This window comes from uncultured Microbacterium sp., from assembly GCF_947488465.1.
Taxonomy (GTDB): domain Bacteria; phylum Actinomycetota; class Actinomycetes; order Actinomycetales; family Microbacteriaceae; genus Microbacterium.
The window spans coordinates 84691-110570 of record NZ_CANKZA010000002.1; the positions used below are offsets into that span (position 1 = coordinate 84691).

Below are 25880 nucleotides of genomic sequence, written 5' to 3' on the forward strand. Positions count from 1 at the left end.
GGCACCGGCCCCGGCAGGATGGATGCCATGAGCATCCCCTCGTCCGACATCGCGGTGCCGGCGCGCGTGCTCGCCCTCGCCGGGGGCGCGCACCTCACGCCGCTGTGGCAGAACGCGATGGGCGGGGTCACGTTCCGCACCGACGACGCGCGCGTCATCAAGGTCGGGCCGCGGAACCCCGAGACCACGATGGCCGCCGAGGCGGAGCGCCTGCGCTGGGCCGGCCGCTACACGCCGGTGCCCGAAGTGCTCGACGTGGGCGAAGAAACCCGCGAGGAAGCCCGCGAAGACCCCGGCGAAGAGTGGCTCGTCACCCGCGCACTCCCCGGCCGCTCGGCCGTCGACCCGCGTTGGCTGGGCGAGCCGGCCGTCGCGGTGCGCGCCGTCGGCGAGGGCCTGCGCGCCCTCCACGACGCGCTTCCCGTCGCCGATTGCCCGTTCGACTGGTCGGTGCCGGCGCGAATCGCCGGCGCCGCAGCCCGGGGCATCCAGGTGCCGAGCGCTCTCCGCACTCCCCCGCCGATCGACCTCGCCGTCGTCTGCCACGGCGACGCCTGCGTGCCGAACACGCTGCTCGGCGACGACGGCCGGTGGATCGCGCATGTCGACCTCGGCGCGCTCGGCGTCGCCGACCGCTGGGGCGACATCGCCGTCGCGGCCATGAGCACTGAGTGGAACTACGGACCCGGATGGCACGACGCGCTCATCGCGGCCTACGGCGTCGACCCCGACCGGGAGCGCCTCTCCTACTACCGCGACCTCTGGAACGCGACCTGATCGCGAGGCATGATGAGCGGATGGCGCATCCGCTGATGATCGATGAGGCCGACCCGCTGCTCGCGCGCGTGCGGGATCTCGCGCTCGCGCTGCCCGAGGTGGCCGAGAAGGTGACGCACGGGCGTCCGACGTTCTTCACGACGAAGGTGTTCACGTACTACGGCGGCCGCCCGCGCGGCGACACCGCCGACCGTCACGACGCGGCCCTCGTCTTCCGCCCCGATCCCGCCGACGAGCCCGCCCTCCGGCAGGACGCCCGCTTCTGGGAGCCGGCGTATCTCTGGCCGCACGGCTGGCTCGCGCTCGACCTCGATGACGACACCGACTGGGCCGAGGTCGCAGAACTCATGGATGCCTCGTACCGCCTGACCGCGCCGAAGCGGCTGATCACGGCGCTCGACGCCGCGACGCCACCGCCCGGCTAACGCCACCGCCGGTCAACGCCACCGCCCGGCTCACGCCACCGCCGGTCAACGCCACAGCGCGCGGCATCCCCCCAAGGATGCCGCGCGCCGGGGCGTCACGCGTCAGCGAACGTCGTCGTTGACCCAGTCCATCGACTTCGAGACGGCCTGCTTCCACAGACGCAGCTGACGGGCGCGCTCCTCGACGTCGTCGTTGGGCGTCCAACGACGGTCCTCCTGCCAGTTGGCGCGGAGCTCGTCGAGGTCATTCCAGAACCCGACCGCGAGGCCGGCCGCGTAGGCCGCACCGAGCGCGGTCGTCTCGGCGACGACCGGTCGCACGACCGGCACGCCGAGCACGTCGGCCTGGAACTGCATGAGCGTGTCGTTGGCGATCATGCCGCCGTCGACCTTGAGCTCGGTGAGGTCGACACCCGAGTCGGCGTTGACCGCGTCGAGTACCTCACGGGTCTGGAACGCGGTCGCCTCGAGGGCGGCGCGGGCCAGGTGGCCGCGGTTGGCGTACCGCGTGAGGCCGAGGATGGCGCCGCGCGCGTCGGGACGCCAGTACGGCGCGAACAGACCCGAGAACGCCGGCACGAAGTACACGCCGCCGTTGTCCTCGACGGTCGTGGCGAGCGCCTCGACCTCGGGTGCCGAGGTGATGATGCCGAGCTGGTCGCGCAGCCACTGCACGAGCGAACCGGTGACGGCGATCGAGCCCTCCAGCGCGTAGTGAGCCGGCTCGTCACCGAGCTTGTAGCCCACCGTCGTCAGCAGACCGTTCTCGCTCTTGACGATCTCGGTGCCGGTCTGGAAGATCAGGAAGTTGCCCGTGCCGTAGGTGTTCTTGCTCTCACCCGCGTCGAATGCAGCCTGGCCGAACGTCGCCGCCTGCTGGTCGCCCAGGATGCCGGCGATCGGCGTCTCGCGCAGCAGCGACGCGTCGCGGGCGACGCCGTACACCTCGCTCGAGGAGCGGATCTCCGGCATCATCGAGCGCGGCACGCCGAAGTCGGCGAGGATGTCGTCGCGCCACTCGAGCGTCTTCAGGTCCATGAAGAGCGTGCGCGAGGCGTTGGTGACGTCGGTGGCGTGCACGCCGCCTTCGGGGCCGCCGGTGAGGTTCCAGAGCACCCACGAGTCGGTCGTGCCGAAGATGAGGTCTCCGGCCTCGGCCCGCTCACGCGCACCCTCGACGTTCTCGAGGATCCAGGCGATCTTGGTGCCCGAGAAGTACGTCGCCAGGGGCAGCCCGACGATGTCCTTGTACTTCTCGACGCCCTCGTCGCCGGCGAGCCGGTCGACGATCGGCTGGGTGCGGGTGTCCTGCCAGACGATCGCGTTGTACACCGGGATGCCGGTGTTCTTGTCCCAGACGACGGCGGTCTCACGCTGGTTGGTGATGCCGATCGCGGCGATGTCGTGACGGGTGAGGTTCGCGCGACCGAGCGCGATACCGATCACCTCGCGCATGTTGTCGCGGATCTCGATCGGGTCGTGCTCGACCCAACCGGCACGCGGCATGATCTGCTCGTGCTCCTTCTGTCCGACCGAGATGATCGATCCCTTCTTGTCGAAGATGATCGCGCGGCTGGATGTGGTGCCCTGGTCGAGGGCGATGATGTAGTTGGCCATGGTGACTTCCTTGTCTTTCGGGTTGGATGCCGGATGGTGCGGATGACTGGTGCGGTCTGCGTCCGTGCGCCGGTCAGGCGACGGTCTTCACGAGGTGCAGCAGCACGGGTGCGGCGAACGCGGCGATGGCGCCACCGATGAGCGGGCCCACCACGGGGACCCAGGCGTACGACCAGTCGCTCGAGCCCTTGCCCTTGATGGGCAGCACCGCGTGGGCGATGCGGGGGCCGAGGTCACGGGCGGGGTTGATCGCGTAGCCGGTGGGGCCACCGAGCGACGCGCCGATGCCGACCACGAGCAGGGCCACGGGCACCGCGGAGAGCGGGCCGAGGGCGCCGGGCACGCCGATCTGCACGTCGCCGTAGTCCGCGAACGCGAAGATCACGAAGACCAGGACGAACGTGCCGATGATCTCGGTGATGAGGTTCCAGCCGTACGAGCGGATCGCGGGGCCGGTCGAGAAGACGCCCAGCTTGTTGGCCGGGTCGGGCTCCTCGTCGAAGTGCTGCTTGTACGCCAGCCAGCACAGTACGGCACCGATGAAGGCACCGATCAGCTGCGCCGAGACGGCGATGAGGAACTGCACGCCGCTGATCTTGCCCGCGATGAGCAGACCGAGCGAGACCGCGGGGTTCAGCTGCGCACCCGAGTACGCCGACACGAGCACACCGGCGAACACCGCGAGGCCCCAGCCCCAGTTGATCATCAGGGTGCCGCCGCCGTTACCCTTCGACTTGGCGAGGATGACGTTGGCGACGACGCCGCCACCGAGCAGGAGCAGCATCGCCGTTCCCACGAGTTCGGACAGGAAGTACAGCCCGAGATTGATGTCTTGCATGTCGACATTGACCTTTCTGCAGGTGCGCGAGCGACGCCGCCGCGCACGGGATGTTCGCCTGAGGGTGGATGACCGGCGTCAGGCACGCCGGGGTTCGGGTGGGATCAGACCGGCTGCGGTGCGAGCGAAGCCGTGCTGACGTCGATGCGGTGGGCGTCGCGCAGCGCCTCGGCGGCGGCGGCGACCTGGGCGTGGATCTCTTCGGCATCCCATCCGAGGGCGGGGGCCGCAGCCGTCGCGACCTCGACGAGCGTATCGCCGGTCACCCCGCCGACGAAGGCGATCGAGGTGCGGCGCAGCAGCAGGTCGATGAGCGAGACGACCTCTTCACGCTCGGCGAGCAGCGCGATCTCCTCCTGCGAGTAGCCGGGGGCGTGCGCGAGCGGGTGCTGACTGACCGGCAGGGTCGCGAGCAGCTCGGTGGCGTACGTGCCGTAGCGCTCGAGCATGCGGTCGGCGAACTCGGCGGCGTGCGCGCCGCGGTGCGCCTCGACCCAGCGGCGCCGGTCGGCGTCGCTGCGCGGGTAGCCGGCGCCGCCGCCGATCGCGAGGTCGGTGGTGGACACGGTGCGCTCGCGCCCGAGGATCTCCATCACGTCGGTCGAGATGTGCTGCGACAGGGCGCGGAAGGTCGTCCACTTGCCGCCGACGAGGCTCAGCACCGGCACTCCGCCCAGCGACGCGCGCTCGAGGCGGTAGTCGCGGGAGACGAATCCGGGCGCGACGTCGTCGTGCCGCGGCAGCGGGCGGATGCCGGAGAACGTGTAGACGATCTGCTCGCGCGAGACGGAGATGTGCGGGAACACCTGCGCGATCAGGTCGAAGAAGTAGTCGATCTCGTCGTCGGTGCAGACGGTCGGCTTCGACGGGTCGGCGTCGATGTCGGTGGTGCCGACCATGACGCGCCCCTTGAGCGGGTAGATGAGGACGATGCGGCCGTCGGATGCCTCGAAGAAGATCTCGTTGCCCCGGGTCGCGTCGAGCAACTCGGTGTTCTCGAGCACGATGTGCGAGCCCTTGGTGCCGCCCATGAATCGGGTCGGCTGGCCGAGCTCGGCGTTGGTGATGTCGGTCCACGGTCCGCTGGTGTTGACGACCACCTTCGCGGTGAAGGGGAACTCCTCGCCGGTCACGTCGTCGCGGATGATGACCGACGATCCGTCGGCGCCGACGACGGGGGCGTAGTTCGCCGAGCGCGCCGATTCTTCGCGCTGGCCGTCGCGCAGCACGTCGAGGGCGAGGCGCTCGGGGTCGTGCATCGAGGCGTCGTAGTACGTGGCGGTGTAGGCGAAGCGGTCGTCGAGGTCGGGGTAGAGCTCGTGCGACTTCTTGCGCCCGTGGAAGCGGTGACGGGGCACGGCGCCGCCGTCGCGCGAGAACGTGTCGTACATGACGAGGCCGGCCTTGATGAGCAGCGCCCCGCGCTCGCGCGGCTTGCCGCGGCCGTGCGAGACGAGCAGGCGGAAGGGGGCGGTGAGGATGCCGGAGAAGGTCTTGTGGATCGGGATGGTCGTCGGCAGCGGCCGCACGTAGTGCGGGGCGTTGCGGACGAGCCGATTGCGCTCGGTGACCGATTCGCGGACGAGACGGAACTCGCCGTTCTCGAGGTACCGCACACCGCCGTGCACCATGTGGCTGGATGCCGAGGAGGCGCCGCTGACGTAGTCGCCGCGCTCCACGAGCGCCACGTCCACGCCCTGCAGGGCGAGGTCGCGGAAGGTCGCGATGCCGTTGATGCCGCCGCCGACGATGAGCACGTCGGCGTGCGGGCGGTCCCGCAGGGCCTGGATGTTCGATCGGTTCGTCGTCGCTGACGTAGTCATGTCACTTCCTTTTTCACGGCTGGTGAGACCTAGACTGGTGCGCGCTGAACGAATTCACAAGAGGCCTGAACGAACGTGCAGCGCGGCGAGCGCGGGTGCACGAATATGCAGTGAGAGGGAACCCATGAGCGGGATCGAAGCCGACGCGCGCACGCGCGAGGCCCTGCACGTGGCCCAGCTGTACTACGAGCAGGACCGCACGATGGAGCAGATCGCGGCGGAGCTGAACGTGTCACGGTCATCCGTGTCTCGCCTCCTCGCGTACGCGCGTGAGATCGGTCTGGTCGAGATCACGGTGCACTCCCCGCAGCAGGGCAGCACCGCCGTCGCCCGCCGGATCGCGGAGCGGTACGGCATCTCGGTGCACGTCGTGAGCTCGCCGCCGCGCACCCCCGATGCCGAGCGGCTGGAGCGGACGGCGCGCGCCGCCGCGCGGGCGCTCGCCGCGACCCTCGACCCGAACGCCGCGATCGGCGTCGCGTGGGGCGCGACCGTGTCGGCGATCGCACGGCACCTGCCGCCCAAGCGGCTGCACAACTCGCAGATCGTGCAGATGAACGGCGCGGCGAACGAGATCACCTCGGGCATCGCCTACTCGGGCGCCATCCTGGAGCGGTTCGGGCAGAGCTTCGGCGCCGACGTGCAGCAGTTCCCCGTGCCGGCGCTGTTCGACGACCCGTCGACGAAGCAGCTGATGTGGCGGGAGCGCTCGGTGCGACGCGTGCTGGATGCCCAGGCGCGCGTGCAGGTGTTCGTGTTCGGGCTCGGCTCGCCGACCGCCGACGTGCCCTCGCACGTCTACTCGGGCGGGTACCTCAGCGGCGACGACCTCCACTCGCTCATGCGCGACGGCATCGTCGGCGACTGTGCGACGGTGTTCTACCGCATCGACGGCAGCTCGTCGGGCATCCGCCTGAACGAGCGCTCGAGCGGGCCGAGCCTCGATGCGATCCGGCGGATCCCGCGGCGGCTGTGCGCGGTGTCGAGTCTGTCGAAGCTCGACGCGCTGAAGGGCGCGCTCGCCGCGCAGCTGATCACCGAGCTCGTGATCGAGGAGAGCCTCGCCCGGCGACTGCTCGAGGGCTGAGCGCGAGAGCCCGCGACGGGCTCAACGACAGGTCCCGCGACGGCCGCGGCGACAGCCACGGCAACACCCTCAGCGCGGATACCAGGTCAGCCGGGGCCGAGGATGAAATTCCAGGCGCCGGTCGCGACGGCGACGGTAACCGCGATCACGGCGATCGCGGCGCCGACGGCGATGAGCGCCCACTCCCGGCCGCCGAATCGCGACGCTCGTGCCCACGTGCGGGGGCCGGGGGCGCCGAACGCGCGGGCCTCCATCGCCGTGGCGAGGGCCGAGCCGCGGCGGATGGCGAGCACGAACAGGGCGAAGGCCGCCGAGACCGCACGCCGCACCCGGCCGGTGTCGGCGACGCCGCGCGCTCGACGCGCGCGCTCGAGCGCCCGCCAATCGGAGGCGAGCAGACCGAGCAGGCGCATGCCGGCGAGCGCGCCCAGCACGAACCGCGCCGGCAGGCGCACGACCTGCGCCAGCCCGTCGGCGAGGTCGGTCGGATCGACGGTGACGAACAGCACGACCGCCGGCAGGCCGATCGCGAGCACGCGCAGGAAGGTCGCGACGGCGAGCAGCAGCGATCCCTCGCTGATGCGCACCAGCATCCATTCGACGTACACCTCGCCGCTCGTCACGCCGTACAGCGCGACGGTCACTGCGCCGGTGAACGCGCCGAGCCAGACCGGCAGCGTCCGCAGCCAGAAGGTGCGCCACGGCAGCCCCGCTGCGAGCAGCAGCGGAATCTCGAGCACGAGGGCGACACCCGCCGACACCGGGTCGATCGACAGCACCAGCACGACCGCGATGAGCAGCGCCGCGGCGAGCTTGGCGACCGGATTGATCGTGGCGAACGCGCGCCGGGAAGAAGAAGAAGAAGAGGAGCGGGAGGAGGATGCCGCGGCGGAGCCGGCGACCGCGTCGACGCTCACGGAGTCCGCCCGCCGTCGCCGGTCGGCGCGGCCGCACCGACGCGCAGCCGCCGCGCGTGGAGCGCGTCGAGCACCTGCTCGTCGTGGGTGACGACGACCACGGCGAGCGGACCGCGGTCGTCGACGCCGTCGCGCAGCGCCGCGATCATCGCGACGAGCTCGGTCCAGGTGCGGGCATCCTGCCCGAACGTCGGCTCGTCGAGCACCAGCACGCGGGGGCGGGTGGCGAGCACGGCACCGACGGTCAGGCGCCGCTTCTGTCCGCCCGAGAGGGTGTACGGGTTGGCGGCGGCGAGCGGTGCGAGTCGCAGCCGCCCGAGCAGGTCGTCGACCCGTTCGGCGATCTCGTCTTCCGGCACCCCGAGCGCCCTCGGCCCCACCTCGAGCTCGCCACGCACCGTGCGGGCGAGTAGCTGATGCTCGGGCTCCTGGAACACCGTGCCGATGCGGGTCAGCAGGTCTTTCGAGCTCCAGGCGAACGGATCGTCGGCGCGCGGCGCAGGGCGGCGACGCGGTCTGCGGCGGGAGCGCCCGCGCACCCCCGCGGCCAGGGCGGCGGATGCCTCGACCTCGCCCGCGAGCGGGGCGAGCAGTCCCGCGACGGTCAGGGCGAGGGTCGACTTGCCCGCGCCGTTGCGCCCCACGATCCCGAGCACCTCGCCGGCGCGCACGTCGAAGCTCAGCGGTCCGGCGGCGGCGACACCGCGCTCGCGGCCGACCACGAGCTCCCGCGCCGACAGCAGCACCTCGCCCGGCGGCCCGGGCGGGGGCGGCAGCGGGAGCGCCGCCTGGGGCAGCCAGACGCCGGCTTCGGCGAGCGCCGCCGCCTGCGCGTCGAGCACGTCGGCGGGCGCGCCGTCGGCGATGACGCCCGCCTCACCGAGCACGATCACCCGATCGATGAGCGGCAGCCACACGTCGACGCGGTGCTCGATCACGACAAGCGTGGCACCCGTCTCGGCGAGCACCCGCCCGACGGCGTCGCGCACCTCGCGCACGCCCTCGGGGTCGAGGTTCGCGGTCGGTTCGTCGAGCAGGATCGCCCCGGGTCGCATCGCGACGACCCCGGCGAGCGCGAGGCGCTGCTTCTGCCCTCCCGACAGGTTCGCCGTGGAGCGGTCGGTCGGGACGTCGAGGCCGACGGCGGCGAGCGCCGCGTGCACGCGCGGCCAGATGTCGGCGCGCGGCACGCCCAGGTTCTCGCACCCGAAGGCGACGTCGTCGCCCACCCGCGCGAGGATCGTCTGACTGTCGGGGTCCTGCAGCACCATGCCCGCCCGGCCGCGCACCGATGCGGCGAGCGCCCCGTCGACGAGCAGCTCGCCCTCGTGCTCGCCCTCGTCCGCGCCGCCGAGGATGCCCGCGATGCCCTGCAGCAGCGTCGACTTGCCCGCGCCCGAGGCGCCGAGCAGCAGCACCCGCTCCCCCGGCGCGATGCGGAACGAGGCATCCCGCACCGCCCACGCCTGACGCGTCGCATACCGCCAGCCCCACCCGCGCGCCTCGATGGCGGCGGGGGCGGTCACGCCAGCACCGGTCACGCCGGCAGCGCCCGGATCGCCCGTGCCCCGGGTCCCCTCGGTCTGGGCGGCGGTCACACGCGTGCGGTGGCCTCGCGTCCCGACGCGAATCTGCTGAGCGCGCCGGTGGAGGCCAGGGCCTTCATGAGCAGCCACCCGCCGAGACCGGCGATGACGGCTCCGGAGATCGTCGTGGAGGTGATGTAGACGGCGGTGAACGGCACGTCGGCGCCGGGGTACCAGAGGATGCGGTCGTTGATGCCGCAGGCGAGGCCGGATGCCGCGCCGGCGAGGAGAGCGACGGGAAGGGTCCACACCTTATACAGGAAGACCAGGAAGACGATCTCGGCACCGAGGCCCTGGACGAGGCCCGACGCGATCGTCAGCGGGCCCCACGCGTTGCCGACGAGGGCGGAGATGACGGCGGCGACCGTCTCGGTGTAGAGCGCCGCACCCGGCTTTCTGATGATGAGGCCGCCGAGCACCCCGGCGATCAGCCACGGACCGGCGAGCAGACCCTGCAGGCCGGGGAGCAGCGGCTTGAGCACCGACGCGGGGCCCTCATAGCCGACGTTCCACAAGAGGAAGATGAGCGCGCACGCGACCGCGATCACGCTGGCGACGACGATGTCGACGATGCGCCAGCGGAAGCGGCCCGACGTGGGCGATCCGCCAGGCGGCGTCGCGGACGACGATGTGACGGTGGACGAAGACGCCGAAGCGTGCATGTTCTCTCCTCCCTGCGCCGGCATGATCCGGATCAGGTTCGACGGTCGAAGCGTGGATCGCTTCCTCTCAGCCCGGCTCACCGGACTCCCGTGGTTGTGACGTCGAGTATATCCATCAGCAGGTAGTTTTAGCGGGTGACCATCGAAGACGCGCCCCCGTCATCGCGGCGCGCGCTCCGTGAGCAGCAGGCGGGCCCGGTCGCCGTGCCCCGGAAGAACGGGTCGCACGTCGCGCTGGGGTGGGTCGATGAGGATGCCGTCAGCATTCGCACCGCCCCGGATACCTCCGCCCCGTACCGCTGGGCGCTGCCCGACCTGCTGGCCACGCGCCCGCGCCGGTCGCCGTTCCGCGCCGGGGTCGTCGTCCCGCTCCTCGCCGTGTGCGCGATGGCGGGCGTCTACGCGGGCGCGACGCTCTTCTGGCCCCTGTACGCCGTCCCTCCGGCAGTGACCGCCGCGACGATCGAGGACATCGCCGCCCCGGTCACCACGATCGCGTGGCCGGAGGTGGGGTCGGCTGCCGTCGCGGTCCGCGGAATCGACTCGGTTCCGGCATCCACCACCGACGTCGCCCCCATGGCGAGCATCACCAAACTGGTGACGGTGCTGATGGCGCTCGACGAAGCACCGTTCACGCTGGGCGAAGAGGGCGCGACCTTCTCGTTCACGCGCAGCGACCGCGCCGCGTATTGGGATTACCTCGCGAACGACGAGTCGGCCCTCGATGTCCCCGTGGGCGGCACGCTCACGGAGTATCAACTGATGCAGGGGATCCTCATCGGTTCTGCGGGCAACTACGCCGACCGCCTGGCCAGCACGTACTGGCCGACGGATGCCGTCTTCGCCCGCGCGGCCACGACGTGGCTGCGTGATCGCGGCCTGACCGACATCACCGTGGTCGACCCGACCGGAATCGATGAGGCGAACACCGCGACCCCCGCGAGCCTGATCGCACTGGCCGCGAGGGCGCTCGCGAACCCGGTCGTCGCCGAGATCGTCCGCACCCCGAGCGTGACTCTGCCGGGCGCCGGCGACGTGGTCAACACCAACGATCTCCTGGGAGATCCCGGAGTGATCGGACTGAAGACCGGCAGCCTGTTCGGCGCGTACAACCTCCTCGCCGCGAAAGACGCGACCGTCGGCGACGAGACGGTGCGCGTCACCGCGAGCGTGCTGGGTCAACCGGATGACGAACTCCGCGACAGCGAGACGGCACGATTGCTCGACCAGGTGATCGGCGAGATCTCCCAGCCACAGGTGCTTCCCGCCGGCACCGTCGCCGGGGTCGTGACGACCCCCTGGGGGTCACGCGTGGAGATCATGACGGATGCCGATGCCTCCGCGATCCTGTGGAACGCCGCGGCGGCGACGACGACGATCGATCTCGATCTGGCCGATGCGCGTGCAGCGAACGCCCCCGCGGGCGACGTGACGCTGACCGGTCCGCTCACTGCGCAGACCGTGGGCGTGCACCTGGCCGCAGACATCCCCGAACCGGATGCGTGGTGGCGCCTGACGCATCCCCTGGAACTCTGGGGACTTATCTGAACGGCCAGATCAGCGGCACGTAGAGCACTGCGACGGCGAGGAAGACGAGCATGAGGGGCAGCCCGAGCTTCCAATAGTCCCCGAACCGGTAGCCACCCGGCTGCAGGACCATGAGGTTCACCGGCGTGGCGATCGGGGTCATGAACGCGGCCGCACCGGCCACCGTGAGGGCCATCATGAACGGCTGCACGCTCACCTCCATCGCCTGCGAGATCGCGACGGCGATCGGGGTCACCACGAGCACCGTCGCGACGTTCGAGATGAACTGGCCGAGCACCATGGTGAGCACACCCAACACCAGCAACGCGAGATGCGGCGAGGTGCTGCCGATGATGCCGAGCACGATGTCGGCGACGATCGCCGCCGCACCGGTGGAGATGAAGGCCGCCGACAGCGGGACCATCCCGGCGATGAGGATCACGGTCGTCCACGAGATCGAGCGGTAGGTCTGCGGAATCGTCAACACGCGGGTGAGGACGATCGCGCCGGCCGCGAGGAGGCCGGCGACCACCGGAGGGACGATCCCGGTGGCCAAGAGCACCACCATGACCGCAAGGATCACCAGCGCCCGCCGCGCGCCGCGCCCGAGCGGAACGGTGCGCTGCAGGGCATGCGGCGGGGTCACCGCGATGACATCCGGCGATTGGGTGTAGCGGGTGAGAGCGGCCCACGGCCCTTGGACGAGCACGGCATCTCCCGCCTGCAACTCCAGTGAGCCGGCGACACCGGTGCCGCGTGACGCGTTGGGCCCGTCATCTTCCCCTCGGCGGACGGCGAGGATGACGAGATTCTCGGACCGCGTGGTCATTCCGGCGCAGGCGACCCGTCCGATGAGAGAAGATCGCGGAGCGACGAGGACTTCCGCCACCCCCTCCCGCACATTGAAGAGCACACCGGTGTCCAGATCCACGTCGTAGCTCTGTCGCAGAACCTCCGCGTGCTCGCTCGGATCGGGCACGCCGTCGCCGAGGTCTTCCGCGACCCGGTCGGGCAGGAGCCGGTTGCCGGCGAGCGTGACGATGAACACCGTCAGCAGCACGAGCGGGATGCCCACGAGCGCGAACTCGAAGAACCCGAACTCCCGGCCGCCGGCCGCGGCGGCGGCTTCGGAGACGACGATGTTGACGGGGGTTCCGGTGAGGGTCAGCAGCGACCCGGCGCTCGCGGCGAAAGCGAGCGGGATCAGCATCTTCGACGGCACGATCCCCGCTCGCACCGCGACGACCACGACGACCGGAAGCAGCGCCGCGACCGCGCCGTTGATCGAGATGAAGGCGGCGATCACGGCGGCCATGAACCCGATGATCATCGTGAGCCGCGAGCGGCCGCGCCCGGCCCGGGTGATCACCTGATGGCCGATCCAGGCGGTGACGCCGGTGGCATCCAAGGCTTCACTCACGACGAACAGCGAGGCGATGAACAACACGGTCGGGTCGCCGAAGCCGGCCAGCGCGGCGGGAAGGGTCAGAACTCCGGTCGCCCAGAGCGCCAGCGCGACACCGATCGACACGACAGCGAGGGGGATCTTCCCGCTGACGAAACCGACGATCGCGAGCGCCAGGATCAGGAAGGTCCAGGATGCCGGTTCCATGGCTTCACCCTAGCCACCCCGGACTCAGACGAAGCGGATGCTCTGTTGCAGTCGGGTACGCACATCGAACAGTTCGTTGCCGCCGATGTCGCGGGCGCCGGAGAGTCCCCGCCGCAGCACGGTCGATAGGGCCGACCGCCCGACGACGGCGACGGGAAGGCCCCGCACCTTGCCGAGCTCCTCGATCGCGAGCACCACATCGTCGTCGGGCAGCACGACGATGACCCCGCCGAACGTCACCCGGGCCGCGCGCGCGAGGGTGCGGGCACGCGCGACGAGCTGCGCGACCGGTGCACCGACGACGTCGTCACCGATCAGCTCACCCCGGCGCGTGCGTACCGGCCCACCGAAATCCTCCGACAGGACGGCGTACAGGCCGCTCGGGCCGAGGACGACATGGTCGAGCTTCGCGTTCGGATCGTGCGCGTCGGCGGCCACATCGTGCCAGACGGTGAAGCCCATCCCGAGGTCACCGACGATCCGCGCGGTGGCCTCTTCGGCGAGGGCGTCGGCCAGCATCCGTCGCAGTTCGCGCGGGGCGGTGCGCACGAGGACAGGATCGTAGGGATCGTCGAGGGCCACTCCACGGCCGACCCATTCGCGCATGAGCGTGAGGTACCGCTCGCGCCTCCAGCCGCCGGGCTGACCGAACGACCGGGCGCGCGGCCGCGTGTCGACCGGGCGCCCCGGCGGGCGCCACATCGCCGACTCCGGCGCGAATGACACCTGTTCGGCGGCGAATCCGTGTCCTCGGTCATAGATAGCGCGGGCCTCGGCCGTTCCCACGAGGTCCCACGCACGCTGCACCTGGACGAACAGGGCGGCGTCTCCCCCGGTGTCGGGATGCGTCTGCCGCAGGCGCAGTCGATAGGCACGCCGGAGATCATCCTCCGTGGCGTCGGGCGCCACCGCGAGTACCTCGTACGCCGAGGCGGAGAGCGGACTGTCGAACATCAGGACCAGAGTGCCGTTTCCGGCTCGAACGCCAGCGCCTGTGCCCCGAGGTGCGCGGGCACCTCCGCGAGGGTCGCCGGCTGCCAGCGGGGCGAGCGGTCTTTGTCGACGAGCTGAGCGCGAATCCCCTCGGGCAGATCCGGCTGTGTCCGAGCGAACCACAGCACGAGCCTGTACTCCTGCTCGAGCGCGGCGCGCAGGCTCGGGAGCTCCCGGGCCGCGCGCACAGCCTCCAACGTCACGGTCAACGCCGTCGGCGACAGACCCGCCAGCAACTCTGCCGCGGCGACCGCGGCGGGCTCGGGCCGCGCGCGCAGTCGCTCGAGGATCTCCGGTACGGTGTCGGCCGAGAACGCGGCGTCGATCCACGGGCGCGCCGCTTCGAGAGCGGATGCCGGCGCCGTCTCGTCGAAGAGCAGGACAAGTTCGGTGGGCGTTTCGGGGTCGGCGCGGGTGACGAACGCATCGCGGAGATCATCGAGGTGCTCAGATCGCACGAGGTGATCGGCGAAGCCGGCGTAGATCGCGTCCGCGGCATCCATTGTGCCGCCGGTCAAGGCCAGGTACTCGCCCACCCGGCCAGGGGCTCGGCCGAGCAACCAGCTGCCCCCCACATCCGGAGTGAAACCGATGCGGGTCTCGGGCATCGCGAGTGTCGAGCGCTCGGTGACAACGCGCACGGCCGCGTGGCCGGCAAGGCCCACACCCCCGCCCATCGTGATGCCGTCCGCGTACACGACGATCGGCTTCGGGTACTCCGCGATGCGTGCGTTCAGCGCATACTCCGCCCGGAAGAAACCGCCGGTCAGATCGGCGTCGCCGGAGACGATCTGTGCGTACAGCCCGCGAACATCGCCGCCGGCACAGAGACCGCGCTCCCCGGCACCGTCCAGGAGCACGAGTGCGATGTCGACATCGTTCTCCCACGCATCCAGGGCTGCGGCGATCGCGTCGATCATCCCGAGGTCGAGCGCGTTGATCGCGCGGGGCCGATCGAGCGTGATGCGTCCGACGCTCCCCTCGCGGCGGAGGCGCACGTTCGACGGGGCGTCGGGGATGGATGCCGGTTCACTCACTCCCGCAACGTTACCCGCGCCCCAGCGGCGCGGGGCGTCAGGCGAGCGCAGGACGCGGGTGCGGCGCGGGGGCGTGCTTTCCGCCGATCACCGGAAGCGAGGACGTCACGATCTCGGTGACCTCCTGCGGCTTGTCATCGGTCTCGAGGCGCAGCGCCTGCACGAGAGCCAGCCCGTTGCGGGTCGTGAGCACGATGCGTTCGAACTCCGGGTCGCCGTCGAGGTCGATGACGACGGCGGGATGCCGGCGGCGCACGATGACGAAATCGGACCCGCCGGCGGACTTCCAGGTGCCCATCGCGAGCACGCCGCGAACGAAGGTCCCCGGGCTCGGCACGCCGCGGAGCCAGGTCCACGCGTCGTCGACGAGTTGGACCTTCGCGATGTGGCTGCGGTCGATCCGCAGATCGTCTTTGCGCCTCGACAGCGCACGCTCGGCAGTGGAAAGCACCACATCGAGCTGCGTCGAGTCCAGCAGCAGGGTCACCATGGGATCAGTCTGCCAGCGTCGCGCGCGTCGGACACACCCTCCGCGGCAACAATCCGGTCTCAGACGGCGTACTCGTCCGTCGCGTGCGGAAGGGGGAATGTCGAGACCGCCGCGATGAGCCCGTCGACCGTCTGTTCCCGCGCCACCGCGGACACCCCGAGACCGGCACGGCGGGCGTCCTTGGCCGTGCGGGGGCCGATCGCGGCGACGATCGTGCTGTCGGGAATATGCGGAAACTGCAACCGGACTTGCTCGGCGACCGAGCCGCTGGTCACGAGGATCGCATTGATGCGCCCATTGGCGACATCGTGCGCGATGCGCTCGGTCACGGGCACGCCGACCGTCCGGTAGGCAACGACGCTGCGCACGTCGTGTCCGGCCTGGGAGAGTTCGCGCGTCAGCACCGGCTTCGCAATCTCGCTCCGGAGAGTCAGGATGCGGCGCGGCGCGGGCTCGAGGGCGATCAACTGCGCGGCCATGCCGGCGGCGGAGTTGTCGTCGTCGGGGACCAGGTCGACGCGGTAGCCGACCGCCGACAGCGCCGTGGCCGTGGTCTCGCCGACCGCCGCGACCCGCGTCGAGGCGGGAATGACGGCGCGGTAGGCGTACAGCACATCGACGGTCGTCGCGCTCGTGAGGGTAACCCAGTCGAACGCGCCGGCCGCGAGATCTGCGAGCGCGGCTTCGAGAGTTTCCTGATCGGTCGAGGGAGCGAAGTTGATGAGCGGCGCGATGACCGGAGTCGCTCCCTGACCGCGCAGCGTCGCGGCAACCGAGTCGCCCCAGGGGCCACCGCGAGGCACGAGCACGCGCCAGCCCTTGAGGGGCTTTGCGGCCGCTGTGGCCCGCTCGTCAGAATTCATGCTCGACTCTCGTGGTGCTCAGGTCGGAACACACGCCGGTTTGCGCGTCCGACCGTGTCGGTTCCGGATGCTGTGCATCGGGTCGGCACAGCCAGCAGAGTGCGCACCGTTGCCACTGCCTCGCACACGAGCATACCCGCGCGGCGCTGGCCACGCGTCGGCGAGGAGGTCAGCGCGTGTACAGACGGACGATTCCCCAGACGATGAAGCCGACGGCAGCGGCGACACCGGCGACGGCTGCCGTGGCGGCCTGAGGATTCTGGTTCGTGAAGCGACGCGCCTCGGTCACCCGGCGATCGGTGGCGATGGCGACGCGCTTGGGAACATTGGCCTTCACCTCGATCGCCGCGAGCGTGGCTTTCAGCTCGGCGCGCGCACGCTCGACGGGGTCGGTGATCCCCAGGGCCACCGCGGTCCGCGGAATGGACATCTCAGAACTCATCGGCCACTTCCTTCACAATGCGTGCGTCGACCTTCACTGCTTGCGCGGGATTCTGCGTGCGGGACAGCTTCTTGATGCGCATCAACCCCATCAGGGCGAACACGGCGGCACCCAGGAGCGCCACGATCACGACGATCAGGCTCGCGAGCCACGCCGGCATCCAGGAGGAAAGCCCGATGATGGCGAACGCGGCGAGAGCGGGCAACGACCAGAACAGAAAGAACAGCGCAACGAGAAACCAGACGCCCCCCATCCCGACGTCCTTGCCGGCGTTCTTGGCCCACGCCTTCGCGGAGTCGACCTCGGCCACCACGAGATTGCGCACCAGCTCGGGCACCTCACCGATGAGGGTGAGCAGGCTCTGGTCCGTGCGATCACGGAAGCCGCGGGGCGTTGCCATCAGCGATCCGCGGTCTTCTTGAGATCGCTGACCGCCTTGTCGGCCGCCTTCTTGACCTCGTCGGCGGTGACTTCCGCGCCTCGCGCGACATCGTCGGCCGAGGCCTTGCCCGCCTTGAGCGCACTGTCGAGCTTCTGCCCGGGCGTGCCGGAGCGCGTGGCCGCCTTGGTCACCTTCACGGCGCCGTCCCAGACGGCGCTCGGCAGGGCCAGCGCGGCGGTCTTGCCGAGATCCTTGGCCTTGGACACCTGCTTCTGCACGGGATCGGTGTTCCAGACCTTCAGAAAATTGGACGTGATCTGGTCGTAACGCTCACGTCCGGCGCGCGACCCGAGCACATAGCCCGCGGCGAGCCCGACGACGATACCGATTTTGCCCCTCATGGGGTCTCCTCACGCTGGTGTCGGTGTGGTGATGGGTCTTCAGCGTAACGCTGTATGCCGATTCGGGCATCCTCTTGCGCCGGGCCCGGTTACGGTGTACCGAGGTCCGGCTCCCGGCCCCAGAGCAAACCGTGTCGCACGCGCTCGGCGGTGCGCACCGCGTCTCCGATCTCGTCGGCCACGTCCCCTCCGGCGAGCCACCCGCCGACGATGTCCAGGCCTTCGTGTGCGTCGATCATTGCCCGTGTCGCCTCCCGTCGCGCCGAGTCGGCGACCCGGCGCCCGGTCCCTGCCGCGACCCGACGAGACCGGGCGACACCCCTGACGCGGCTCGACGTGAGCGAGGCGCCGACGAGGTCGGTGACGGATGCCGCAGCCACCGCCGCGAGTGCGGCGTCGTCGCGCTCGGACGCAGCGAGCACGACCCGAATAACCCGGCGCGCCGGCCCCACCTGGGGTGAACGGGCGGTCACGTCGGTCGCCGAGTACACCTCGGAGCCGCGGGGGAACACGAGGACATCCGGCCCGCCCTGGGCGACATCCGTCGCGTCGACCACGAGGGTGACGACGTCGACCTCGTCGACGGCAACGAGGGCTTCCACGTCGCCGAGGACGGGTTCGAGCAGTCGACCCGCGTCTGCGGCGCCGGTGGCGATGATGACGGCATCCGCGTGGATGTCGGCGTCACCCGTCGTGACGCGCCACCCCTCATCCCGCGCGGTGATCCCCGTCGCCTCCCGCCCGGTGTGAACCTCGACGCTGAGGTCTCGCAGGTGGGTGTCGAGCGCCGCGACGAGCGAAGCGAAGCCGGAGCGAAGCGCCCGCCGCGCGGGCTCGGGATGTGCCTGAAGCTGCGAGACGGCACCCGTCAGTGACCCCGTCCGCGTGAGCGCCGTGCTGATGCCCGGGAGGACGGCATCGGCATCCAGATCATCCGGAGTGGTCTCCCAGCGTGCCGCGGCGAGCGGTGTGACGAGGCGATCGGCGACGCGCTCGCCCAGACGGGTGCGGACGAGCGCGCCGAGCCGCGGTTCGCGGCCGATCGTCAGCGGGGGGCGGAGCCGGTCGAGATAGGCCCGCCACGTGCCGGACCATCCGATGATGCGGCGCACCTCCGGCGCCCACGGGTTCACCGGGATCCCGAGCAGCTCGTCTCCAGGCAGCGGTCCACCGCCGGCGAGCGCGATCCGGGCGTCGGGCACAGACACGGTGTCGCACCCGAGGAGGTGCAGCACGGCCTCGGCCTCCGGGTCACCCGGGGCGATGTCGATGTGTGCGGCGTCGAGGGTCAGGCCATCGATCTCGACCGGAGCTAGCGACCCACCCGAGCGGTCCGCGGCATCCAGCACGGTGACGGTCAGGCCCACCCGCGCACACTCCCACGCCGCGACGAGACCCGCGACGCCCGCACCGATCACGACGACACGGCGCTCGCGCACGTGCGTGACGACATCTTCAGAATCGGGCATTCCGCCATCTTTCCATCCATGATCCGAAGAACCGGTGAGAGGAGCACCCAATACGCTGTCACCATGAGCACAGACGAGCTGAGCTTTCGGACGACGATCGGTGTCGAGGTCAAAGGCGCCGTGTGGAGCTGCGTGGAGATCCCCGGATCGGCGGAGTTCTTCGGCACGGGAAAGACCGTCAGAGTCGACGCCACGGTGGACGATGTCCGGCTGGAGAACGTCGGCGCGATGGTGACCGGAACCGGAGGGCACATGGTGTCTCTCAACGCCAAGGTCCGCACAGCCCTCGGAAAAGACATCGGTGACACCGTCGAGGTGACTGTCACGAAGCGGTAGTCGCGCAGTTGCCGCTCATCGGCCTGGTGATCCTCCTGCGAGACTGAATACATGAGCCTGCACATCACCGGCGATGCTGGCGCCGACGCCCTGTTGACCGAAAACCCCCTGGCGCTCCTTGTGGGCATGCTGCTGGATCAGCAGATCGCGATGGAGGCGGCGTTCAGCGGACCGCTGAAGATCCAGCAGCGCACCGGGGCGATGGATGCCGCGACCCTCGCCGGCGCCGATCCGGATGCGTTCGTCGAGGTGTTCCGGCAGACTCCGGCCGTGCACCGGTACCCGGGATCGATGGCCGGGCGCGTGCAGGCACTCTGCCAAGCGCTCCTGGATGACTGGGATGGCGACGCCGCAGCCCTCTGGACCCGCGGCGCACCCGACGGGGCGACGGTCCTGAAGCGACTGAAGGCCCTACCCGGGTTCGGTGAGCAGAAGGCGAAGATCTTCCTCGCCCTGCTGGGCAAGCAGTACGGGTTCACCGGCGACGGGTGGCGCGAGGCGGCGGGCGCGTACGGCGACGAAGGCGCGTACCGCTCGGTCGCCGACATTGTCTCGCCCGAGTCGCTCACGCTCGTGCGCGAGCACAAGCGTGCGGCGAAAGCCGCCGCGAAAGGCGCCTGAGATGCAACCCACGGGTGGTTCCGTCGCCGCGTTCGTCGCTCAGGTCACTCCGGCGACGCGCCGGCGCGATGCCGACACGCTCATCGCGCTGATGCGCGAGGTCACCGGTCGTGAACCGGAGCTGTGGGGCACCGTCATCGGCTTCGGCAGCTGTCATTACCGGTATCCGACCGGCAACGAAGGCGACATGCCGCTCCTCGCCTTCGCGCCACGGAAGGCCGCATCCACGATTTACCTCGACGATGCGGGTGCCCACACGGCCGCCCTCGCCGCGCTCGGGCCGCACACGACGAGCGTCGCCTGCCTGTATGTGAAGGATCTGACCCTGGTCGACCTCGAGGTGCTGCGCGGCATCCTGACCGCGTCGTACACCGCGACGACCTCCGGCGGCAACGCCTACGCGACGATCACCGTCACCGCCTGACTCCGCGGCTTCTCGCCTCCGGACCATGTCCCACTTATGGCTGTTTTCAGCGCCCTAAACCAGCCACTTTTGGGACAAACCCCGCACCAAGTGGGACACACCCTGCCCGGAGTGGGACAAGGTCAGGGGGATGCCGGGGTCAGGCGCCGTGGAGGCGCTCGGTCAGATATGCGACGAGGGCCTCGAGCGGCACGCGCTCTTGAGCCATCGTGTCGCGGTCGCGCACCGTCACGGCGTTGTCGTCGAGCGAGTCGAAGTCGACCGTGACGCACAGCGGCGTGCCGATCTCGTCCTGGCGGCGGTAGCGGCGCCCGATCGCACCGGCGTCGTCGAAGTCGACGTTCCAGCCCTGGGCGCGCAGCGTATCGGCGACCTCGCGCGCGAGCGGCGAGAGGCGCTCGTTGCGGCTGAGTGGCAGCACCGCGACCTTGACCGGCGCCAGGCGCGGGTCAAGCCCGAGCACCGTGCGCGTGTCGGTACCACCCTTGGCGTTCGGCACCTCTTCTTCGCGGTAGCTGTCGACGAGGAACGCCATCATCGAGCGGGTGAGACCGAACGACGGCTCGATGACGAACGGCGTGTATTTCTCACCCGTGGCCTGGTCGAAGTAGGTGAGCGATTGACCGGATGCCTCGGTGTGGCTCGTGAGGTCATAGTCGGTGCGGTTGGCGACACCCATGAGCTCGCCCCACTCCTTGCCCGTGAAGCCGAACCGGTACTCGACGTCGATCGTGCCGGCGGAGTAGTGCGCGCGATCCTCTTCGGGAACGTCGAACTGCCGCATGTTCTCGGGGTCGATCCCGAGATCGATGAACCAGTCCCAGCACGCCGTCACCCAGTGCTCGAACCACTCCTGCGCCTCAGCGGGCGGGACGAAGAACTCGATCTCCATCTGCTCGAACTCGCGCGTGCGGAAAATGAAGTTTCCCGGCGTGATCTCGTTGCGGAACGCCTTGCCCACCTGCCCGATGCCGAACGGCGGCTTCTTCCGCGAGGACGTCAGCACGTTCGAGAAGTTCACGAAAATGCCCTGCGCCGTCTCGGGCCGGAGGTAGTGCAGTCCGGTCTCGTCGTCGACGACACCGAGGTAGGACTTCACGAGACCGGAGAACGCCTTCGGCTCGGTGTACTGACCCTTCGTGCCACAGTTCGGGCACGGCACGTCCGCCAGGCCGTTCTCGGCCGTACGCCCCTTGCGTGCCTCGAAGTCCTCGATGAGGTTGTCGGCGCGGAAGCGCTTGTGACACTGCAGGCATTCCACCAGCGGGTCGGTGAACGTCGCCACGTGACCGGATGCCTCCCACACGCGCTTCGGCAGGATCACCGACGAGTCCAGGCCCACCATGTCACCGCGACCGCGGACGAAAGTCTGCCACCACTGCCGGCGGATGTTCTCCTTCAGCTCCGTCCCGAGGGGACCGTAGTCCCATGCGGAGCGCGAGCCGCCGTAGATCTCACCGGCCTGAAACACGAACCCGCGGTGACGGGCGAGGGCGATGACTTTATCGAGGCGGGACTGCTCGGCCACAGGTGGCTCCAAATGGTCGTGTGCGGAGTGCGAGAAATCGCGGATGCCGCAAAATGGCGGCATCCACGATTCTACCGACGGCTCATCGGAGGAACGTGATGCTCAGCGGATAGGTGTACCACTCGCCCTTGTTCGCGCGGATGGCCGCGATGATCGAGAAGACGATCCGCACGATGTAGACGGCCGGGACGACGAGGAAGCCCACGAGCACGAACATCAGCGCGTAGCCGACCAGCTCGGCAATCAGCATGGTGAGTTGGAAGTTCAGCGCCGTCGCGGTGTGCGCGCGCACGAACGGCCCGCGATCCTTCAGCACGATGTAGCCGATGAGGGCGGGGAGGAATCCGAAGAAGATCCCGCCGACGTGGATGAGGGTCGCCCACATCTTCTCGTCGGACGGGTTCAAGGGCTGCGGCGCGGCGGGATACGGGGGCTGCGGCGGGGGCATGGTCATGATCCGAGCCTAAAGCTGCGGCATCCCCCCGGGAATCGGGATAGCCCGACTTCCGCGAGTGCCACCGGGTACGGTCGAAGGACATAGTCGCAACACAGAAAGTGGAGTGCTCGTGGACAACCTCTTCGCCGCCGGAGGCACGCTCGTGATCATCGGGATCGCCGCCGTCGCCGCCATCCTCCTGCTGGTCTTCATCCTGATCATGGTGCGTGCCTGGTACAAGGTCGCCAAGGCCGACCAGGCCCTCGTCGTCGTGGGTCGCAACCAGCGGAACGCAGCCGGTGATTCGTCGCGCATCTCGGTGATCACCGGTGGCGGGGCCCTGGTGAACCCGTTGACGCAGCGCGCCGAGATGATCTCGCTCCGCGCGCGCCAGATCAAGATCGAGCCGACGGCGCAATCCTCGACGGGTGTCACGGTGAACGTCAGCGGTGTCGCGCTGGTGAAGATCGGGTCGGATCCCGAGCTGGTGCGTCGCGCCGCGGAGCGCTTCTTGTCGCAGGACAGCGCGATCGAACAGTTCACGACCGAGCAGCTCGAGGGTGCGCTGCGCGGCGTCGTGGCGACGCTGACCGTCGAGCAGCTCATGAACGACCGGCAGAAACTGTCGGATCAGATCGCCGACGGCATCAAGAGCGACCTGCTCTCGCAGGGCCTTATCCTCGACTCGTTCCAGATCCAGGGCGTGACCGACAAGAACGGGTACATCGACGCCCTCGGCGCCACCGAGGTCGAGCGCGTCCGCCGCGAGGCCGAGGTCGCGCGCATCAATGCCGCCCGCGAGGTCAAGGCCCGCCAGATCGCGACCGACGAAGCGAACCTGATCGAGCAGACCGCGTTCGACAAGAACTCCGCCTCGGCTGCCGCCGAGGTCGGGCGTGCCCGCGCCGAAGCCGACCAGGCCGAAGCCCTCGCCCGCGCAGAGCGCGAGCAGGCGGTCCTGTTGCAGGGAGCCGAGAACAAGCAGGCGCAACTCGACGCCGACATCAACAAGGTCGCCGATGCTGATCTCTACCAGCGTCAGCGCGGTGCCGACGCCGACGCATACGCGCAGGTCAAGGCCGCCGAGGCTCGCGCCCAGATCGCCGCGCAAGAAGCCGAGGCGACCCGCTTGCGCGCGCAGGCCGAAGCAGATGCCGTCCGCCTCGTCGGACAGGCCCGCGCCGAAGCAATCTCCGCCGAGGCCGAGGCCCTCTCGAAGAACCAGGAAGCTCTGCTCGCCCAGCGTGCGCTCGAGACCCTCGTGCCCATGATGACCGAGTTTGCCCGCGGATTCGACAAGGTCGGCTCGATCACCGTGCTCGGCGGTGAAGGTGCGTCGTCGCACATTGCGGCGGAGTCCGCATCCGGCATGCGCGCCACCTTCGACGCCGTGGAGGCGACGACCGGCATCGACCTGCGCGCCGTGATCCAGGGGCAGGCCACCGGCCGCGGGATGGCGCAGGGGCTTGCCCAGTCATCCGACCGGGCGGAGACTCCCGCCGCGGCCGACCCGGAGGCGGGCCTGGCGGAAGCCACCGCGATCGGCGAACGTTTCGCCGCCGGAGCTCAGCCCGGGGCCTGACGCCCGATCCGGAGCGCGGGCCGCGGCGGATCTACCGCCGGATCTCGACCCGCTCGACGGTGAACGCGTCGAGCGCCGCACGGTCGATCTCGACGCCGATCCCCGGGCCGGTCGGCACGCGGACGTGCCCGTCCTCGAGCACGGCGGGGCTTGTCACGATATCGCGCGCGTAGAAGCGGCCGGATGCTGACACGTCGCCCGGCAGCGTGAACCCGGGGAGGGCGGCGAGCGCCGCGTTCGCCGCGCGGCCGATGCCGGTCTCCAGCATCCCGCCGCACCACACCGGGATTCCCGCCTCGCGGCACAGATCATGAATCGCCACGGCCTCCAGGTAGCCGCCGATGCGCCCGGCTTTGATGTTGATGATGGATGCCGCGCCCAGCGCCAGCGCGTCAGCCGCGGCCTTGCGGGACGTGATGGACTCGTCGAGGCAGACGGGGGTGCGCAGCCGGCGGGCGAGGGCGGCGTGGTCGACGAGATCGTCTTCCTGCAGGGGTTGCTCGATGAGCAGGAGATCGAAGCGGTCGAGCTCGGCGAGGGCGTCCGCATCCGCGAGCGTGAACGCGGAGTTCGCGTCGACCTGCAGCGGGATCGCCCCGAACGCCTCCCGCACCGCGGCCGTGTCGAGAATGTCGCGTCCGGGTTTGATCTTGATCTTGATGCGGACGTAGCCCTCATCGAGATAGCCGCCGACGGTCTCGACGAGAGCGGCGGGATCAGCCTGGATGCCGACACTCACCCCGCTCGGCACACGATCGACCGTGGCGCCCAAGTATTCGCCGAGCGGGCGCCCCTCGGCCCGGAGCGCGGCGTCGAGGATCGCGAGTTCGAGGCCCGCCTTGACCATCCGGTGCCCGACGAAGGGCGCCAGCACCCCCGCGACGGACTCGGGCGCGAGGGTACCGGCATCCAACAGCGCGGGAATCAGGAAGCGCGCGGCGACATCCCATGCGCCCTGCGTGTACTCGCTCGAGTACAGGGGCGCCTGTTGCGTGACGATCTCGCCCCACCCGTCGCCATCCGAGGTCAGCGCCCGTACGACGATGACCTCGCGCACGGTCTCCGTCCCGAACGAGGTCGTGAACGGCGCTACCAGCGGCAGGTGCAACACGCGAAGCTCGACACCCTCGAGGGCGACGGATGCGGCGGCTCGGTCGATCGGCATGCGCCCAGGCTAGTGCGGCAGCCAGCCCGCGGGCGCGAGGAGAGGAGATGTGCGCCCGGGAGGATGAATCCCCCGCATTCACCCTCCGGTGTGCGCATCCCCTCTCGCCGTGCTCAGCTCGGCGTACGCCCGCACCGGGAACGTCCCGAATCCCTCGATTGCGGGCGGTGCCGCCGTAAAGCGCGCCCCCGACGCCGGAAGATCTCCCAGCCGGGTGAGGTGCTCGACGACGTGGATGCCGGCATCCAGCAGCAGCGTGTGAGCGGGCCGCTCGCCCCCGGACTCCGTGTCGTCGATGTTGACCGAGTCGATGCCGACGAGCCCGACACCCGCGGCGATCAGCGTCCGCGCGCCGTCTTCGCTCAGAAACGGCGCCCCGACGCCGTACTCCGGGGTGCCGAAGAACCGATCCCACCCGGTGTGTAGCAGGACGGCCGCACCACCGAGGTCACGACCGGCGAAGGTGTCGCCATCGATGCCGCGAGCGCCCGCATCCTGCAGGTGGAAGACCTCGGCGCGCAGGCCCACGAGGGTCGCGAGATCGAGCCCGGCAAGGTCGGGACCTTCGGCGTACCGGTGGAACGGCGAGTCGAGGTACGTACCGGTGTTGCCGATCATCGTGATGATATCCATCGCGAACTCGGTTCCGGGCGCGTAGTTCGCGCGAGACGCCTCACGCGTGAGGTGCGACGTGATGACCGGGGCGGGAAGCCCCGGATACGTGACGAGTCCGGCGCGGATGGGGTGGCTGAGATCGACGATCGGCATAGCCGCCAGCGTAGGGTTTCGCACCCACCGCTCCGGCACGCGGGCGGGAGGTTGGCAGAAAACACCCGCCCC

General features: G+C 70.0%; 27 protein-coding genes and 1 riboswitch. Of the genes, 8 read left to right on the top strand and 19 right to left on the bottom strand.

The genetic code is table 11. The features are described from left to right. Nucleotides 1-27 precede the first annotated feature (27 nt). Nucleotides 28-777 (top strand): aminoglycoside 3'-phosphotransferase, encoded by a 750-nt coding sequence (locus Q0653_RS05360; RefSeq protein ID WP_196324168.1) that lies wholly within the window; start codon nt 28-30, stop codon nt 775-777. Nucleotides 778-797: 20 nt separating this feature from the next. After that, complete coding sequence (locus Q0653_RS05365; RefSeq protein ID WP_298943271.1) at nt 798-1202, top strand: MmcQ/YjbR family DNA-binding protein; 405 nt, start codon at nt 798-800, stop codon at nt 1200-1202. 102 nt (nt 1203-1304) lie between these two features. On the opposite strand, the gene glpK is transcribed toward Q0653_RS05365, so the two are convergent. The 3 genes from glpK to Q0653_RS05380 form a co-directional block, all read right to left on the bottom strand. Then, nucleotides 1305-2819: a glycerol kinase GlpK gene (gene glpK / locus Q0653_RS05370; protein ID WP_298943273.1), complete on the bottom strand. Its 1515-nt coding sequence runs from the start codon at nt 2817-2819 to the stop codon at nt 1305-1307. Between the two features lie 73 nt (nt 2820-2892). Continuing rightward, nucleotides 2893-3657: an MIP/aquaporin family protein gene (locus Q0653_RS05375; RefSeq protein ID WP_298943274.1), complete on the bottom strand. Its 765-nt coding sequence runs from the start codon at nt 3655-3657 to the stop codon at nt 2893-2895. A 104-nt stretch (nt 3658-3761) separates the two neighbouring features. Beyond that, complete coding sequence (locus Q0653_RS05380; RefSeq protein ID WP_279071936.1) at nt 3762-5480, bottom strand: glycerol-3-phosphate dehydrogenase/oxidase; 1719 nt, start codon at nt 5478-5480, stop codon at nt 3762-3764. Nucleotides 5481-5604: 124 nt separating this feature from the next. Between Q0653_RS05380 and Q0653_RS05385 the strand changes: the two genes are divergently transcribed. After that, nucleotides 5605-6567 (top strand): sugar-binding domain-containing protein, encoded by a 963-nt coding sequence (locus Q0653_RS05385; RefSeq protein ID WP_298943278.1) that lies wholly within the window; start codon nt 5605-5607, stop codon nt 6565-6567. Nucleotides 6568-6653: 86 nt separating this feature from the next. Here the strand turns inward: Q0653_RS05385 and Q0653_RS05390 are convergent, their stop codons facing one another. From Q0653_RS05390 to Q0653_RS05400, 3 genes are all read right to left on the bottom strand, one after another. Then, entirely contained in the window at nt 6654-7397 is a 744-nt protein-coding gene (locus Q0653_RS05390; RefSeq protein WP_298943902.1) for an energy-coupling factor transporter transmembrane component T, read from the bottom strand. Nucleotides 7398-7480: 83 nt separating this feature from the next. Then, the gene (locus Q0653_RS05395) at nt 7481-9010 is read right to left on the bottom strand and encodes an ABC transporter ATP-binding protein (RefSeq protein WP_298943904.1); all 1530 of its coding nucleotides are present in this window, start codon (nt 9008-9010) and stop codon (nt 7481-7483) included. A gap of 68 nt (nt 9011-9078) precedes the next feature. Beyond that, entirely contained in the window at nt 9079-9732 is a 654-nt protein-coding gene (locus Q0653_RS05400) for an ECF transporter S component (RefSeq protein ID WP_279071938.1), read from the bottom strand. Next, a riboswitch (TPP riboswitch) is annotated at nt 9725-9834 on the bottom strand. (Overlaps the previous gene by 8 nt.) 33 nt (nt 9835-9867) lie before the next feature. On the opposite strand from Q0653_RS05400, the gene Q0653_RS05405 reads away from it, so the two are divergent. After that, nucleotides 9868-11280, top strand: a complete 1413-nt coding sequence (locus Q0653_RS05405) for a D-alanyl-D-alanine carboxypeptidase (RefSeq protein ID WP_298943281.1) — start codon at nt 9868-9870, stop codon at nt 11278-11280. On the opposite strand, the gene Q0653_RS05410 is transcribed toward Q0653_RS05405, so the two are convergent. From Q0653_RS05410 to Q0653_RS05450, 9 genes are all read right to left on the bottom strand, one after another. Next, nucleotides 11273-12871: an SLC13 family permease gene (locus Q0653_RS05410; RefSeq protein ID WP_298943282.1), complete on the bottom strand. Its 1599-nt coding sequence runs from the start codon at nt 12869-12871 to the stop codon at nt 11273-11275. The two genes, Q0653_RS05405 and Q0653_RS05410, sit on opposite strands and share 8 nt — an antisense overlap. 24 nt (nt 12872-12895) lie before the next feature. Then, entirely contained in the window at nt 12896-13825 is a 930-nt protein-coding gene (locus tag Q0653_RS05415) for a DnaJ domain-containing protein (protein WP_298943284.1), read from the bottom strand. Further along, nucleotides 13825-14901 carry an enoyl-CoA hydratase/isomerase family protein gene (locus Q0653_RS05420; protein WP_298943285.1) on the bottom strand — a complete coding sequence of 359 codons (1077 nt, stop codon included), beginning with the start codon at nt 14899-14901 and terminating at the stop codon, nt 13825-13827. Before Q0653_RS05420 ends, Q0653_RS05415 begins: the two co-directional genes overlap by 1 nt. 37 nt (nt 14902-14938) lie before the next feature. Further along, a complete protein-coding gene (locus tag Q0653_RS05425) occupies nt 14939-15391 on the bottom strand; it encodes a hypothetical protein (RefSeq protein ID WP_298943287.1) in 453 nt (150 codons plus the stop codon). Nucleotides 15392-15450: 59 nt separating this feature from the next. Beyond that, on the bottom strand, nt 15451-16254 hold the full coding sequence (locus Q0653_RS05430) for a uroporphyrinogen-III synthase (protein WP_298943289.1): 804 nt from the start codon (nt 16252-16254) through the stop codon (nt 15451-15453). A gap of 169 nt (nt 16255-16423) precedes the next feature. After that, on the bottom strand, nt 16424-16696 hold the full coding sequence (locus Q0653_RS05435; protein WP_298943291.1) for a hypothetical protein: 273 nt from the start codon (nt 16694-16696) through the stop codon (nt 16424-16426). Continuing rightward, nucleotides 16686-17096 carry a phage holin family protein gene (locus Q0653_RS05440; protein ID WP_298943293.1) on the bottom strand — a complete coding sequence of 137 codons (411 nt, stop codon included), beginning with the start codon at nt 17094-17096 and terminating at the stop codon, nt 16686-16688. Before Q0653_RS05440 ends, Q0653_RS05435 begins: the two co-directional genes overlap by 11 nt. Then, entirely contained in the window at nt 17096-17479 is a 384-nt protein-coding gene (locus Q0653_RS05445; RefSeq protein ID WP_298740660.1) for a hypothetical protein, read from the bottom strand. The genes Q0653_RS05440 and Q0653_RS05445 overlap by 1 nt, the downstream gene beginning before the upstream one ends. 89 nt (nt 17480-17568) lie before the next feature. Further along, nucleotides 17569-18999 carry an FAD-dependent oxidoreductase gene (locus Q0653_RS05450; protein ID WP_298943295.1) on the bottom strand — a complete coding sequence of 477 codons (1431 nt, stop codon included), beginning with the start codon at nt 18997-18999 and terminating at the stop codon, nt 17569-17571. A gap of 12 nt (nt 19000-19011) precedes the next feature. On the opposite strand from Q0653_RS05450, the gene Q0653_RS05455 reads away from it, so the two are divergent. Genes Q0653_RS05455 through Q0653_RS05465 form a run of 3 tightly spaced genes read left to right on the top strand, consistent with a single transcriptional unit; the run spans nt 19012 to nt 20329 of the window. Beyond that, entirely contained in the window at nt 19012-19284 is a 273-nt protein-coding gene (locus Q0653_RS05455; protein ID WP_298740664.1) for a DUF1905 domain-containing protein, read from the top strand. A 51-nt stretch (nt 19285-19335) separates the two neighbouring features. Then, nucleotides 19336-19905 carry an HhH-GPD-type base excision DNA repair protein gene (locus Q0653_RS05460; RefSeq protein ID WP_298740665.1) on the top strand — a complete coding sequence of 190 codons (570 nt, stop codon included), beginning with the start codon at nt 19336-19338 and terminating at the stop codon, nt 19903-19905. 1 nt (nt 19906) lies between these two features. Further along, on the top strand, nt 19907-20329 hold the full coding sequence (locus tag Q0653_RS05465) for a DUF1801 domain-containing protein (RefSeq protein WP_298943299.1): 423 nt from the start codon (nt 19907-19909) through the stop codon (nt 20327-20329). A 139-nt stretch (nt 20330-20468) separates the two neighbouring features. On the opposite strand, the gene Q0653_RS05470 is transcribed toward Q0653_RS05465, so the two are convergent. Both Q0653_RS05470 and Q0653_RS05475 read right to left on the bottom strand, forming a co-directional pair. Further along, on the bottom strand, nt 20469-21857 hold the full coding sequence (locus tag Q0653_RS05470; RefSeq protein WP_298943301.1) for a glycine--tRNA ligase: 1389 nt from the start codon (nt 21855-21857) through the stop codon (nt 20469-20471). 82 nt (nt 21858-21939) lie between these two features. Beyond that, a complete protein-coding gene (locus Q0653_RS05475; RefSeq protein ID WP_298943303.1) occupies nt 21940-22311 on the bottom strand; it encodes a DUF4870 domain-containing protein in 372 nt (123 codons plus the stop codon). Nucleotides 22312-22423: 112 nt separating this feature from the next. Here Q0653_RS05475 and Q0653_RS05480 point away from each other — a divergent pair, with 112 nt between their 5' ends. Beyond that, complete coding sequence (locus Q0653_RS05480) at nt 22424-23875, top strand: flotillin family protein (protein ID WP_298943305.1); 1452 nt, start codon at nt 22424-22426, stop codon at nt 23873-23875. 31 nt (nt 23876-23906) lie between these two features. Here the strand turns inward: Q0653_RS05480 and menC are convergent, their stop codons facing one another. Continuing rightward, complete coding sequence (gene menC / locus Q0653_RS05485) at nt 23907-25040, bottom strand: o-succinylbenzoate synthase (RefSeq protein WP_298943307.1); 1134 nt, start codon at nt 25038-25040, stop codon at nt 23907-23909. 78 nt (nt 25041-25118) lie between these two features. Next, nucleotides 25119-25808 (bottom strand): cyclase family protein, encoded by a 690-nt coding sequence (locus tag Q0653_RS05490; RefSeq protein ID WP_298740678.1) that lies wholly within the window; start codon nt 25806-25808, stop codon nt 25119-25121. Between the last annotated feature and the right edge of the window lie 72 nt (nt 25809-25880).

Bases quoted from the DNA above. Each gene is read 5' to 3' on its own strand.
- Q0653_RS05465 (WP_298943299.1), top strand. From the start codon at position 19,907: ATGCAACCCACGGGTGGTTCCGTCGCCGCGTTCGTCGCTCAGGTCACT.
- Q0653_RS05365 (WP_298943271.1), top strand. From the start codon at position 798: ATGGCGCATCCGCTGATGATCGATGAGGCCGACCCGCTGCTCGCGCGC.
- menC (WP_298943307.1), bottom strand. From the start codon at position 25,040: ATGCCGATCGACCGAGCCGCCGCATCCGTCGCCCTCGAGGGTGTCGAG.
- Q0653_RS05430 (WP_298943289.1), bottom strand. From the start codon at position 16,254: ATGAATTCTGACGAGCGGGCCACAGCGGCCGCAAAGCCCCTCAAGGGC.
- Q0653_RS05400 (WP_279071938.1), bottom strand. From the start codon at position 9,732: ATGCACGCTTCGGCGTCTTCGTCCACCGTCACATCGTCGTCCGCGACG.
- Q0653_RS05435 (WP_298943291.1), bottom strand. From the start codon at position 16,696: ATGAGTTCTGAGATGTCCATTCCGCGGACCGCGGTGGCCCTGGGGATC.
- Q0653_RS05375 (WP_298943274.1), bottom strand. From the start codon at position 3,657: ATGCAAGACATCAATCTCGGGCTGTACTTCCTGTCCGAACTCGTGGGA.
- Q0653_RS05410 (WP_298943282.1), bottom strand. From the start codon at position 12,871: ATGGAACCGGCATCCTGGACCTTCCTGATCCTGGCGCTCGCGATCGTC.
- Q0653_RS05440 (WP_298943293.1), bottom strand. From the start codon at position 17,096: ATGGCAACGCCCCGCGGCTTCCGTGATCGCACGGACCAGAGCCTGCTC.
- Q0653_RS05490 (WP_298740678.1), bottom strand. From the start codon at position 25,808: ATGCCGATCGTCGATCTCAGCCACCCCATCCGCGCCGGACTCGTCACG.
- Q0653_RS05425 (WP_298943287.1), bottom strand. From the start codon at position 15,391: ATGGTGACCCTGCTGCTGGACTCGACGCAGCTCGATGTGGTGCTTTCC.
- Q0653_RS05455 (WP_298740664.1), top strand. From the start codon at position 19,012: ATGAGCACAGACGAGCTGAGCTTTCGGACGACGATCGGTGTCGAGGTC.
- Q0653_RS05360 (WP_196324168.1), top strand. From the start codon at position 28: ATGAGCATCCCCTCGTCCGACATCGCGGTGCCGGCGCGCGTGCTCGCC.
- Q0653_RS05385 (WP_298943278.1), top strand. From the start codon at position 5,605: ATGAGCGGGATCGAAGCCGACGCGCGCACGCGCGAGGCCCTGCACGTG.
- Q0653_RS05460 (WP_298740665.1), top strand. From the start codon at position 19,336: ATGAGCCTGCACATCACCGGCGATGCTGGCGCCGACGCCCTGTTGACC.
- Q0653_RS05415 (WP_298943284.1), bottom strand. From the start codon at position 13,825: ATGTTCGACAGTCCGCTCTCCGCCTCGGCGTACGAGGTACTCGCGGTG.
- Q0653_RS05380 (WP_279071936.1), bottom strand. From the start codon at position 5,480: ATGACTACGTCAGCGACGACGAACCGATCGAACATCCAGGCCCTGCGG.
- Q0653_RS05475 (WP_298943303.1), bottom strand. From the start codon at position 22,311: ATGACCATGCCCCCGCCGCAGCCCCCGTATCCCGCCGCGCCGCAGCCC.
- Q0653_RS05445 (WP_298740660.1), bottom strand. From the start codon at position 17,479: ATGAGGGGCAAAATCGGTATCGTCGTCGGGCTCGCCGCGGGCTATGTG.
- glpK (WP_298943273.1), bottom strand. From the start codon at position 2,819: ATGGCCAACTACATCATCGCCCTCGACCAGGGCACCACATCCAGCCGC.